We start from the raw sequence: 12399 nt of genomic DNA, 5'->3' as shown, positions 1-12399 counted from the left end.
CCTGACGGCCGACGGGTCGTGGTCACGACGACGCGGGAGCGCCCACGTCAGGAGCGTCGGCGGGCGAACGAGGCGGAGTGCCGTCCTCCATCCACGCCAACCTGCTCCGGAATGCGGCGATCGTCTGTTCGGGGTGGGTGAGGATGTGGAACCGGTTCTCCGTGATGCCCGCCAGAACCAGATCGGCGACATGGTCGGGTGTGACGCCGAACTTCTCGGTCTGCGCATCGATGGTGGCGTGCACCTGCCTGCGCAGGTCCTGGGTGTCGGTTGCGGGCACGTCCGTCGGTCGGTTGCGTTCGGACTTGTTCATGTTCGTCTTCACCAGTCCCGGCGAGAGGAGGCTCACGCCCACGTGCGGCGCGGTGCTGGTACGGAGTTCGACTTCGAGGTTCTCGGTCATACCGACGACGGCGAACTTCGACGAGACGTACGGATGGAACGTGGGCAGTCCGGTGGCGAACCCGGCCATGGACGCGCAGTTCACGATGTGCGCCTCGTCCTGCGCGATCAGGTGCGGGAGAAACACCCGGCACGCATCGAGAGTGCCCCAGAAATTGACTCCCATGACCCACTCCCACGTGCGGCGGGAGAGCTCGCCGAACGGCGCACCGCCCTCGACGCCGGCGATGTTGCACAGGATGTGGACCGCGCCGTACTCGTCGAGGGTGCGTTGGGCCAACGCCTCGACGTCCTCGACGCGACTGACATCGGTACGTACCCCGATGGCCTCGCCGCCCGTCGCCCGCACCTCGTCGACGGCGGTCGCGAGGGCCGACGCCTCGACGTCCGCCATGACGACCTTGGCTCCCGCTGCCGCCAACCGGTCGGCCGTCGCTCGTCCGATTCCGCTGGCCGCACCGCTGACGACGGCCACTCTGCCTGTCACTGTCTTCATGGCAGGCAATGCTCGTCGGGGCGACGTACCCGTCGCATCGGTGGGACCACCGGTGGTGCACGTCCGGCAACCGTGCCACTGGTCGCCTCATGGATGCGACTCGTGACGGGCGTCACCGACGCTGGGGTCATGACTACTCTCTCCACACCACCGATCGACCTCGGCGACCTCGACCGCGCCCTGACCCGCATCGCCGAGGCGATCGGCGCCGACAGGGTCCGCACCGACACCGCCACCATCGAAGAGTTCCGCGACCCGTACACCGCGCAGGGGTCGGCCGACTGGGACGCGTCCGCTGTCGTCAGCCCCACGTCCACCGAGGAGGTTCAGGCCGTCGTCCGCATAGCCGGCGAGTGCCGGGTGCCGCTGTGGACCTTCAGCCAGGGCCGCAACAACACCTACGGCGGCCCGGCGCCACGAGTGAAGGGCTCTGTCGTCGTCAACCTCCGCGAGATGAACAGGGTCCTCGAGATCGACGAGGACCTCGCGTACGTCGTCGTCGAGCCCGGCGTGCGCTGGTTCGATCTCTACGAGGCTCTCGAGGCAGCGGGCGGGCGGCTGTGGACCTCCATTCCCGATCTCGGTTGGGGCAGTGTCATCGGCAACTGCACCGAGTACGGCCGCGGATACACCCAGTACGGCGACCATGCCGAGAACGTCTGCGGCATGGAGATCGTGTTGGCGAACGGAGAGGTGGTCCGCACCGGAATGTGGGCGATGCCGAACAGCGAGGTGGCGCACGTCTACCGCCACCCGTTCGGCCCGCAATTGCAGGGGCTGTTCCATTCGTCGGGACTGGGCATCATCACCAAGATGGGCTTCTGGCTGCAGCGACGCCCGGAGACGTATGCCTCGTGCTGGGTGGAATTCAGCGGCGACGACGCGCTCGAGGCGGTCGCCGACGGTATGCGCGAGCTCATGCTCGGCAACACGGTCACCAACTATCCGACGATCATGCGCGGGGTCCGCCTCGACGAGGACGGCAACCCGTCCTTCGATCCCGATGCCTCCCGCTGGTTGGCGAGGTTCGCCCTGTACGGCACGTCGGAAGCCGTCGACGCCCACTGGATCGCTGTCGAGCGCACCCTCGGCACGATCCCCACGGCGACGCTCCGACGCCGCGACTACGCGGGTACGGACCGCACGAGCCACGCCGGGCACGAGGACCGCGTCATGGCGGGCATCCCCGACATGGACATCCTCGCCCTCTTCGAGACGATGTACGGCAAGACGACTGCGCACCTGGACTTCTCACCCGTCGGTCCGCTCCGCGGGAAGGACGTGGTCGAGACGTCGCGGCTGATGCGCTCGCTGTATCAGGAGACGGGTGAGCAGTTCTTCTCCGGCCTGATGCTGTCCCCGCGTTCGGTGATCCACATCAGCACGATGTTCTTCGACTCGACGAACGCCGAGCAGACGGAACGGGTGTACGACAACTACACACGCATGGTGTCCGTCATGAGCGAGCGTGGCTACCCGATCTACCGGACCAACCTGCACCACATGGATCAGGTCGCATCGACGCTCGATTTCAACGACAACGCTCTCATGCGGCTGAACGAGACGATCAAGGACGCCCTGGATCCGGGCGGCATCCTCCAGCCCGGAAAATCCGGAATCTGGGGACGGCGCTTCCGGCAGGTCTGACGGTTCAGAGCAGGGGACGACCGACGGCGCGCACGGGCGCGCCGTCGGAACCCCGAATGTTCAACGGGGCCAGAATCACTTCGACCCGCTGCCCTGACAAGGGGGCGAGGTTGGTGAGGTGTTCGGCGATCAGTACACCGGCGCCGAGCAGGACCAGGTGGACGGGCCAGGTGAACCCGTCGGCACGCAGCGGCACGGGCAGGTCCGGGGTGCCGGTGTCGACGGCGACCATGGACACGCCCCGATCGACGAGCCACTGCGCGAGTTCGACCGACAACGAGGGATGCCGTGCGTAGAGCGCGGTGCCGGCGTGACGCCACCATCCCGTGTCGAGGACGACGATGTCGCCGGCGCGAACGAGACCGCGATCGAGCAGAGCCTCGACGCCGTACACCTCGTCCTCGCCGGCGTCGACGCGACACACGACGCCCTCTCCCGTCAGTCTCGACAGGTCGATCTCGTCGATACTCTCGGCGCCGGCCACGAAGTGACACGGGGCATCGACGTGAGTTCCGGTGTGCACCACCATGTCCATCCGGCTCACCGTCATCGGATCTGCGGGCATCTCGGCCACGGTCGCGAAAGTCGGAGGCGGGAAGATCGGGATGCGCGGCGCACGCGGATCGAGCCGATGTGACAGGTCTGTCCAGGGGATCACGCGACGTCGCCGAGGGCACGCGCCGCCGCCACGGTGTTCGCGAGCAGCATGGCGATCGTCATCGGGCCCACACCGCCGGGCACCGGGGTGAGCAGGCCGGCCACCGGTTCCACCTCGGCGAACCGCACGTCACCGGTCAAGCCGTCGGGGGTGCGGTGGATGCCGACGTCGATCACCGTGGCGCCGGGCATCACGGCATCACCGCCCAGGATGCCCGGCACCCCGGCAGCCACGACGATGACATCGGCCCTGCGGCACACCGCAGTCAGATCCTTGGTTCGCGAATGACATTGGGTCACCGTCGCATCCCTCTGCAGAAGTAGCTGGGCCATCGGGCGGCCCACCAGTTCCGACCGGCCGATCACCACGGCATCGGCACCCGACAGGGCCACGCCGTACTCGTCGAGCAACCGCATCACTCCAGCGGGCGTGCACGGAACCAGGCCGACGCGGCCGCGGGCGAGCAACCCCGCGTTGGCGACGGTCAATCCGTCGACGTCCTTGCTCGCCGGAATGCGCGCGAGAAGGGCTGTGGTGTCGAGGTGCTTCGGTACGGGCAGCTGGAGCAGGATTCCCGACACCGCGGGATCGGCGGCCAACTCGTCCAGCACTGCCTCCAGCGCGGACTGAGTGATGTCGGCGGGAAGATGACGGTGCAGGTCCGCCATCCCGGCTTCGGTGCACTGCCGGCGCTTGTTGCGTACGTACACCTCCGAGGCCGGGTCGTCGCCGACCAGCACCGTCGCGAGACCGGGCGCCGGGCGCCCCGATGCGACGAGCGTCGACACGTCGGCGGCGACCTCGTCGCGCACGGTTCGGGCGACCGCCTTGCCGTCCATCAGTCGAGCAGTCATGGATCGTCGTCTCCTTCAGAACACCATGGTCGAGTTGCCGTGCCGGACGACACGGTCCTCGCAGTGCCAGCGCACCGCACGTGAGAGGACGGCGCGTTCGACGTCGGCACCCAGCCGAACCAGGTCCGAGGTCTGGTGTCGGTGGTCGACGCGGACGACGTCCTGCTCGATGATCGGCCCCTCGTCCAGATCCTCGGTCACGTAGTGCGCCGTCGCTCCCACGAGCTTCACGCCGCGCTCCTTGGCCTTCTGATATGGCCCCGCGCCGATGAAGGCGGGGAGGAAGGAGTGGTGGATGTTGATCAGAGGCGCACCGACCGAGGCCAGGAAATGTGGGGTGATGATCTGCATGTAGCGCGCGAGCACCACCAGATCGACGTTGTCGCGCAGCAGATCGAGCTGACGTTCCTCGGCCTCGGCTCTCGTCTCCCTGGTCGCCGGGATGTGGAAGAACGGCACCCCGAAGGGACGCACATCGGCCGCGAGGTCGGCGTGGTTGGAGATGACCATGGCGATCGTCATGTCCAGTTCCCCACGGCGGTTGCGCCACAACAGGTCGAGGACGCAGTGGTCGGTCTTCGAGACCATGATGGCCACGCGCTTGGGCTTCGCAGCCTCGGTGAGCGTGAACTCCATCCCGAGGCCGGCCGCGACCTCGGAGGCGAAGCCGGCCTCCAGTTCGTCCCGTGCCGCCGACAGTCCGGGTATCCGGAACTCGGTGCGTTGGAAGAACATGCCGCCGTTCGGTGCTGTCGTGTGCTGTTGCAGGGATTCGATGTTCGCACCGGCGCGGGTGAGAAATCCGCCGACGGTGGCGACGACACCAGGCTGGTCCTGGCAGCGCACCAGGAGACGAGCGAGATCGGGGTCGGTGGCCTGCACACTGCCGGCGGTGGCCGGTTGGGTGCGCGCGGTCGTGAGCGATGAGCTGGTCACGAGTGCTCTCCTGTGTCGGGAAGTGGAAACGGTGTTCGCGCGTTCGCGGCGATCCAGTCGAGGACCACACCGAGAACTTCGCGGTTGTCGAGTTCGAGAGCGAGTCCGTGGCCGTTCCCACGGAGCCCGCACTCGGCGAGGACGACGTGGTCGACCGCCACGCCCGCGCGGCGGAGGAAGTCGGCGACCGGGCCGCACGCGGCGCCCATCGACGAGGTGTCGCTCTCGACGATCGCGACGGGGACCGAGGTCAGTCCCGCGGCTCGCTCTCCGTCGAACAGTGGTGCGGCGGTGATGCCGGCGGGCAGTCGCAGCGGTGTTCCCGGCATGTCCAGGTACGGCGGCCCGGCGGGCTCGAGCGCGACCACCGCGGACACCAGATCGGGCCTGGACTCGGCCACGAGCCACGCGGCGCACGCACCCAGCGAGTGCGCGACCACCACGGACGGTCCGAGCTCCTCCAGCAGCGAGACGAGAAGTCGAGCGTCGACTCTCTGGGCCGCAGCCAGATCCGCGGGCAGTCCCGTCGCTGACGCGGCCAGGATGCGCACTGCGGGGTCGTCGACACCTCCCGGTCCGGGCCACTGTGTGTGATCGGACCGCGCGCCGGGCGCGAACACTCGGGCCGTCATGTCCACCGCCGCGGGGGCGGGCGTGCGGCCGGGTGACCGACCGTGGCCGGGTCGATCGACGATGTGGACCCGGAAGCCCTGCTCGACCAGTAGGTCCCCCCACCCCGGTCGTCCGTCGGGCGTGGTGCCCCAATCGGTCCCCTGCCCACCACCGCCGTGCACGAGAACGACCGTCGGCCCGCGCGGCGAGTCGGGCGCTCGGGTCTCGACGAACATTGCCGCGTCCGAGTGATCGGAGTCGAGAATCCAGCGCTGAACGACGGTGGTCACGACACACCGTTTCGCACGGACACCGGTTGCGCCGCAACCCATTCCGCGATGGACGTGTGGTCGGCATCGCTCGGCAACTCGGCACCGGCTCGGTGCCACATTCTCGTCGCCGATCCGAGCAGCTCGTGCTCGACGCCCAGGCCGTCGGCGAGTCCGACGGCGATGCCCATGTCCTTGGCGAGGAGCCCCAGTCCGAATCCGGAGCGGTACTCCTCGGTCAGAACGAACGTCGGCACCTTGTGTTCGCTCGACCAACTGCGTCCCGTGGAGTTGTTGATCACCTCGAATGCGACTGCGGGGTCGACCCCGAAAGCACGCACGATGCCCAGTACCTCCACCGACGCGAGGAGTGTGACGCCCACCAGCACGTTGTTGCACGCCTTGATCGCATGACCAGCGCCCAGCTCGCCCACGTGGGTGACGGTTCCCATCGCTTCCAGCACTGTCCGGACGCGCTCGAGCACCTCGGACGGGCCGCCCGCCATCACGGTCAGACTCGCACTCTCGGCGCGCGACACACCACCCGAGACGGGCGCATCGAGGTAGTCCACACCCACCGCATCGAGCTGCTCACCGAGCCTGCGGGTGCTGGCGGGCTCCGACGAACTCATGTCGATCACCACGGCCCCTGCGCGCAGGGCAGCGAACGTCGGGTCCGTCAGGACCGATTCGACGATCGCGGAGTTCGGGAGCATGAGTACGAGGACGTCGCCGGTGACGTCGGCGAGGGTGTCGACGCTGCCGGGGGTCGCCGACCGCGCGCCGGGTGAGCGGTCGTACGAGCTCACCGAGAACCCCGCTCGCTGCAGTGCCGCGACCATCGGCCGCCCCATGCGCCCGAGCCCGACCAATCCGACCGACAGCGTCATGCGCCGAACTCCTGGTCGTGCGCCTGCCGGTACTCGTCGGCGGTGACCTCACGACCCCAGTCGTGGCCACCCACGGAGATCGCAGTGTGTGTCATGAATGCGCTCGAGGTGGCACCGTGCCAGTGCTGCGTCTCGCCGGGAATGTGAACGACGTCGCCGACCCCGATACGTCCGCCGTTGCCGTGTTCGTCGAACACGAATCCTTCACCGGCGGTGACGATCAGAACCTGACCGACTCCGTGGGTGTGCCAGTTGGTCCGACCGCCGGGGGCGAAGTGGACGTTGTTGACCAACCATCCCCCGGTGGCCGGCAGAACCGGATCGCCCCAGACCTCGCCGACGAAGGTGCCGGTCCGGAGCTCGGCGGGCGATCCCTGGCGGCCGCCTCGGGCGATCGTGATCGTGGACATGGAACCCTCCTGCTGTGGTCGAGTGATCATGAGACGAACGATGTGTGGTGGCGCGGGAAACCACTGCGCAGCACCGTCATCGCGGACAACCGTCGAACGGCCTCCGCGTCGTCGACGGCCGCGGCAGAACCTCGTACGAAGCCGACGAGCGCGTCGCGGTCGGTGTCGTCGTAGACCCGACGCTTCGATGCCGTCGCCATCGGTGAGGCCTTCTCGTCGAAGATGCGCAGTCGCTCGGCCGCCCACGCGTCCAGAGGGGCGTCGTCCGAGCCGTGCACGGCATCGCTCAGCGGGTCGAGCAGCGCGAACACGTCGTACATGCCACTGGTGAGGCCGATCCCGCCTGTGGGGTTCGTCGCGTGTGCTGCGTCGCCGGCGAGCAGCACCCGACCCTCACGCATGCGGTCGGCGGAACGTTGGTGCATGCGGTACGGCGTCGCGGTGACGACGTCGTAGGGCACGTCGGGAAAGCCCAGGGCGGCGAGCCGAGCGGGAAGTCTGTCCATGACGGTGTCGGCGGCGAGTTCGGCCGACTCACCCCACGTCCACCGCCACGTCGAATCGTCGATACGCGCTATGACACAACCGTTCTCGGAGTCGAGCATCATGTTGGCGTTACCGAGACCGGCCGCGTCGAACGGGTACCGGATATCTGTGGCGACGAAGCGGTCCTTCCACGTGGTTCCGTCGAAACCGATTCCGAGGCTCGTACGGACAGCGCTGCGTGCGCCGTCGGCGCCGACCACCCACGATGCCCGCACCTCGCCAGGCGATTCCCCGCCGACGTCCAGAACGACCTCGTGCCCGTCCTGACGGACCGCGGTCACGGGAGCGCCGAGTCGGAGGGTGGCGTTCGGCAGACGGGACAGATGGTCGAGGGCGATGCGCACCACGTCGTGTTGGCCCAGGTGGATGTTCCACGGGCGCGGGGTCACCGCCTCCAGCGGCGCCAGAGACACCACGGCCTCGTCTCCGGTGGCGAGGACGCGCGTGCGGAAAGCAGTGTTGCGGATCCCGGCGGCATCGATGTCGTCCAGGACGCCGAGGGCGTCGAGCCCCTCGAGAACGTGCCAGTAGTAGACGATCGCGCGGGGCGCGGTGGGAAGCTCCTGCTCCGACTCGAGCAGGAGAACTCGGTGGCCGCGTTGGGCGAGACCGAGCGCGGTCAACGCACCCACTGGGCCGGCGCCGACGACGGCGATATCATTCGTGCTCACCGTCACAATGCTCACGATCCGGCGATCGGCTCGCATCGGGGTGACCACCAGTCGGCAGGAGGTTGTCCGGATGCACCAGCTCGTCGGCCGGGTGGCCGAGATCGCTCGACTCACCGAATTCGTCGCCGAGGTCCGGGCCGGGCGCGGTGGGTCGCTCGGAGTGTGGGGTCCACCGGGGTCGGGAAAGTCGGCGCTGCTCGCGCACATCGGTGCGTCCCCCGGCCTGCGTGTGCTCTCGGCGGCGGGAGACGACTCCGAATCCGATATTCCCGGCGGGCTGCTGCACCAACTGCTGGGCCCCGTGCATCGGCCCGGCGAGCACGAACTCACCACGGATCCGGAGGCGCTGGCCGCGCTGCTGACTCGTCTCGCCGCCGCCGTGCCGACTCTCGTGATCGTCGACGACGTCGACCGGGCCGACTCGCTGTCGCAGCAGGTCCTCACCGACGTGGCCGCGCTGGCGGGGTCGTGGGGCATCGTTTTCGCCGGTCGCCGCGCCATCGGGACCGTCCCACGAGGCCTCGAACTGGATCGACTGACCGACGAGGACAGCCGCACGCTCGTGGAGACGGTCGCGACCACCGACGGTGACACCCTCGACCAGCAGCGCCGACGATGCCGCGTCGTCGAGGCGATCGTGGACCGGGCAGCGGGCAACCCGGGAGTTCTGGTGCTGTCCACCCGCGCCTTGATCACTCCGGACGTACTCCGTGCGGACAGCAGCGTCGACGTGTCGCGCCGTGCCGACTCGGCCGTGGCCACACTGTGGCTCACCCGCCGACACCTGTCACCGCACGCGCACGAACTGGGGCTGCTGTGGTCCGTCGCCTGCGACTGTCCCGGCTCCGTGCCGACGCCGGCGATACCCGATTCCCTCGTCGACGACGCGGCCCTCGCCGAGCTGATCGAGAGTGGGCTCCTGGTCGAGACGGCCTCGGGAGTCGCGCCGGTACACCCGCTTCTCCCGGCCGCCGTGCTCGAGCTCGCCCCGTCCGGTGAGGTACGCCGCGCCCACGCCGCGCTGGCCGACACACTCGACTCCGTCGCGCCGAATCAGGACCTGCGCGCGGCCTGGCACCGATCCCGGGCGGCGACCACCACCGACGAGAACGGCGCCACCCGCCTCGAGGGCGCCGTCACCCGGGCGGGATACGCGCTGACTCCGTCGGACCGTGCCCGCGCACTCCACGTGGCCGCGGCCCTGTCCGTCGACGCCGATCGAAGGTCGGTGCGCTGGGCCCGGGTCGCCGAGGCTCGGCTCGCGTCCGGCGATCCCGACGGCACCGAGCGGGCCGCGCTTCGCGTCGACACCGATGATGCGCCGGTCGAGGCACGCGTGCGGATCCTGCTGACCGAAGGTCTCATGGCTGCGGCCGCCCGCACACCGCAGGAGGGGTTCGAGCGCCCGATCCGTGCGGCGGAGCTGATCCACGGCGCGAACGACTCACTCGAGCTCGAGGCGCTCGCGGACGCCGCCGAGGTGTCCTGGTGGTCCGGCCGTGTCGAGTGGATCGCCCGTGTCGCCGAACTGGCAGCCGGCGGGGTGACGACGGGAAGGCCGGGAAGGCCGGAGGCCGGCCGGGTGACGACATCCCATCGCATCACTGTCGGTGCTGTCCGTGGCTGCGCCGCACTGTTCGACGGCGACCTCGAGTCGGCGGGCGTGCACCTCCGGGTGTCGCTGGACGCGGGCACAGCCGCGGTGTCGGCGCGTGATCACCGCATGGCCGGACAGGCTGCGATGCTTCTCGGCGACGATGTCGCCGCGTTCCACCACCTCACCGAGTCCGTGGCGCTCCTGCGCGCCGAGGGCGACGTGTTCCGGTTGTGCTTCACGCTGCACGTACTGGCCTCGGTGCAGATGTGGCGAGGGCAGGCCACCCACGCGGCGGAACTCCTCGCCGAGGGCGCGGTCCTCGCCCGCCGGATCGGGGACGGCCGGAGCCAGGCGTTCGCGTTGACGATGTCGGCGCACGGCGACGGTCTGCGCGGATCGGCCGATGCGGTGCGGGAGGCCGCGGACGCCGCGCTGCGTCTGGTGACGGGGCGCGACGTCGGGTACATCGCCGCTGCGGCGCACTGGGCGATGGGGCGCACCGACCTGGCCACCGGTCGACTCGCGAGCGCGCTCGAGATTCTTCAGGAGGTCACCGACCCGGAGTCGGCCACGACGCACCCTCCGACCGCACTCTTCGCACTTCCCGATCTGGTGGAAGCGGCCGTACGAAGCGGTCGGCCCGACATCGCGCGCACCGCTCTTCCCCGGTTCGCTGCATGGGCTGCCGCCGGGTCCCCCTGGGCGGCGAGCGTGCTGCCGCGTCTGCACGCTCTGACCGCAGAGAGCGAGAGCGACGCCGAGCGATGGTTCCGTGAGGGCAGCACCGATCCCGATCGACCGTTCGAGGTCGCACGGACCCAGCTGCTCCACGGGGAGAGCCTCAGACGCAGGCGGCACCGCGTCCGCGCCCGCGTGGTGCTGCAGGAATCGATGGCCACCTTCGCGCGGCTGCGTGTCACCGCATGGGAACAGCGTGCAGCCACCGAATTGAGCGCCACCGCGGAACGAGCGCGACGCGGACCCGACGCGGCGAGCATGCTGACGTCGCAGGAACTCACCGTGGCACGTCTGGTCGCCGACGGCGCGTCCAACCAGCAGGTCGCAGAGCAGCTGTATCTGAGCCGCAAGACCGTCGAGTCGCATCTGCACAAGGTCTACACGAAGCTGGGAATCGGCTCGCGGAAACAATTGCCGGGTGTCCTCGACGGCGGGTGACTGGTGATCACACCGATGCGAGTGAGCACGGTGTCTCGCACCCTCGACACATGACGCGATCGCTTACTCGTTCGACCTCTCTCGACCGCCGCGCACTCGACCGGATCACCGAGCGGATGGCATCCGATGTAGCCGACGACCTGTACGACGGCGGGGTCGTGCTGGTCGCCCGAGGTGGTGAGATCGGTCTGCACGAGGCCATCGGGTACAGCGACCGTGCGACCGGGCGCGCAGCCGCCCCGGACGACGTGTTCTGGATCTTCTCGACCACCAAGCAGTTCACCAACGTGCTCGTGCTGAAGGCCTTCGAACACGGCCTGCTCAGCCCCATCACCAAGGTCGTCGACATCGTTCCGGAGTTCCGGGGTCCAGACCGGTTTCGCGTCGGCGCGAAGGATCGTGTCAGCGTGGCCGACCTCATGACGCACCGAGCAGGTACCAGCCCCACGCCGTGGCCGCTGCCGCCGATGGACTGCGCCGACCTCTCGCGCACCATCAGCGCGATCGGCGAGATGGATCTGGTGGCCCCGCCGGGCGAACGCGTCAGCTACTCGCCGTGCCTGGCTCACGCCCTGTTGGGTGAGATAGTGGTGCGAACGCTCGGCCGGGGGCGTTCGTTCACGCAGACCCTCCACGACGAGCTGCTCGATCCGCTGGGCATGGCCGACACCCGCATGGGCGCGCCTGCGGCATGGACGGATCGCCTCGTGCCCGTCGTCGCGAAGTTCCCTCCCGGACAGTTCTTTTCACCACAAGACATCGTCGACACCGCAGCCGCCGCGCACGAGGGCGCGGAGTTGCCATGGGTGGGATGCGTGTCGACCGTCTCGGATCTGTTCCGCTTCGCGGAGATGCTGCGTCGGGGCGGGGAGCTCGACGGTGAGCGGATCCTGTCCCCCGCGTCGATCGCGATGGCGACGACCGTCCAGACGGGCGACCTCGTCAACGAGCGGTACAGCCGCATCGTCGCCGAGAAGCACTGGCAGCCCTGGCTCGCGAGTATCGGTCTGGGATTCATGATGCGCGGCGCAGGCCTGCGACAGACGTTCTTCGGCACGATGTCCTCGCCGGGCACGTTCGGCGGATACGGGGCGGGATCGTCCCAGTTCTTCGTCGATCCGGAACGTGATTTGACCTTCGTGTGCCTCACCGCAGGTGTGCTCGGTGAGGCGGAGAACCTGCACCGGTTCCAGACGCTGTCGGACATGACGGTGGCCGCGGCGAACTGACGGCAG

At 68.9% G+C, this 12399-nt stretch carries 11 protein-coding genes; 3 read left to right on the top strand and 8 right to left on the bottom strand.

Going from position 1 to position 12399, the window contains the following annotated elements:
* Window positions 1-22 precede the first annotated feature (22 nt).
* A complete protein-coding gene (locus JOE30_RS07495; RefSeq protein ID WP_204870092.1) occupies window positions 23-898 on the bottom strand; it encodes an SDR family NAD(P)-dependent oxidoreductase in 876 nt (291 codons plus the stop codon).
* Window positions 899-1027: 129 nt separating this feature from the next.
* On the opposite strand from JOE30_RS07495, the gene JOE30_RS07490 reads away from it, so the two are divergent.
* The gene (locus JOE30_RS07490) at window positions 1028-2545 is read left to right on the top strand and encodes an FAD-binding oxidoreductase (RefSeq protein ID WP_204870090.1); all 1518 of its coding nucleotides are present in this window, start codon (window positions 1028-1030) and stop codon (window positions 2543-2545) included.
* 4 nt (window positions 2546-2549) lie between these two features.
* Here JOE30_RS07490 and JOE30_RS07485 read toward each other — a convergent pair whose 3' ends face one another.
* From JOE30_RS07485 to JOE30_RS07455, 7 genes are read right to left on the bottom strand one after another with little or no spacing between them, the layout of a single operon-like run.
* Window positions 2550-3203 (bottom strand): cyclase family protein, encoded by a 654-nt coding sequence (locus tag JOE30_RS07485; RefSeq protein ID WP_204870088.1) that lies wholly within the window; start codon window positions 3201-3203, stop codon window positions 2550-2552.
* Window positions 3200-4057, bottom strand: a complete 858-nt coding sequence (gene folD, locus JOE30_RS07480; protein ID WP_204870087.1) for a bifunctional methylenetetrahydrofolate dehydrogenase/methenyltetrahydrofolate cyclohydrolase FolD — start codon at window positions 4055-4057, stop codon at window positions 3200-3202. The genes JOE30_RS07485 and folD overlap by 4 nt, the downstream gene beginning before the upstream one ends.
* 15 nt (window positions 4058-4072) lie before the next feature.
* A complete protein-coding gene (gene purU, locus JOE30_RS07475) occupies window positions 4073-4939 on the bottom strand; it encodes a formyltetrahydrofolate deformylase (RefSeq protein ID WP_204870849.1) in 867 nt (288 codons plus the stop codon).
* Window positions 4940-4989: 50 nt separating this feature from the next.
* Window positions 4990-5895 (bottom strand): alpha/beta fold hydrolase, encoded by a 906-nt coding sequence (locus tag JOE30_RS07470; RefSeq protein ID WP_204870086.1) that lies wholly within the window; start codon window positions 5893-5895, stop codon window positions 4990-4992.
* A complete protein-coding gene (locus JOE30_RS07465) occupies window positions 5892-6764 on the bottom strand; it encodes an NAD(P)-dependent oxidoreductase (RefSeq protein WP_204870085.1) in 873 nt (290 codons plus the stop codon). The genes JOE30_RS07470 and JOE30_RS07465 overlap by 4 nt, the downstream gene beginning before the upstream one ends.
* Window positions 6761-7174 carry a cupin domain-containing protein gene (locus JOE30_RS07460; protein ID WP_204870084.1) on the bottom strand — a complete coding sequence of 138 codons (414 nt, stop codon included), beginning with the start codon at window positions 7172-7174 and terminating at the stop codon, window positions 6761-6763. Before JOE30_RS07460 ends, JOE30_RS07465 begins: the two co-directional genes overlap by 4 nt.
* Window positions 7175-7200: 26 nt before the next feature.
* Entirely contained in the window at window positions 7201-8391 is a 1191-nt protein-coding gene (locus JOE30_RS07455) for an NAD(P)/FAD-dependent oxidoreductase (protein ID WP_204870083.1), read from the bottom strand.
* Window positions 8392-8461: 70 nt separating this feature from the next.
* Here JOE30_RS07455 and JOE30_RS07450 point away from each other — a divergent pair, with 70 nt between their 5' ends.
* Together JOE30_RS07450 and JOE30_RS07445 are read left to right on the top strand one after the other, a co-directional pair.
* Window positions 8462-11164, top strand: a complete 2703-nt coding sequence (locus JOE30_RS07450) for an AAA family ATPase (RefSeq protein WP_204870082.1) — start codon at window positions 8462-8464, stop codon at window positions 11162-11164.
* Between the two features lie 50 nt (window positions 11165-11214).
* On the top strand, window positions 11215-12393 hold the full coding sequence (locus JOE30_RS07445; RefSeq protein WP_204870081.1) for a serine hydrolase: 1179 nt from the start codon (window positions 11215-11217) through the stop codon (window positions 12391-12393).
* Window positions 12394-12399 lie beyond the last annotated feature (6 nt).

The sequence above is a fragment of the Rhodococcus sp. PvP016 genome (assembly GCF_017832185.1).
Taxonomy (GTDB): domain Bacteria; phylum Actinomycetota; class Actinomycetes; order Mycobacteriales; family Mycobacteriaceae; genus Rhodococcoides.
Note: the sequence above shows the minus strand (reverse complement) of the source record. Positions and strands in the feature narration are given on the sequence as shown.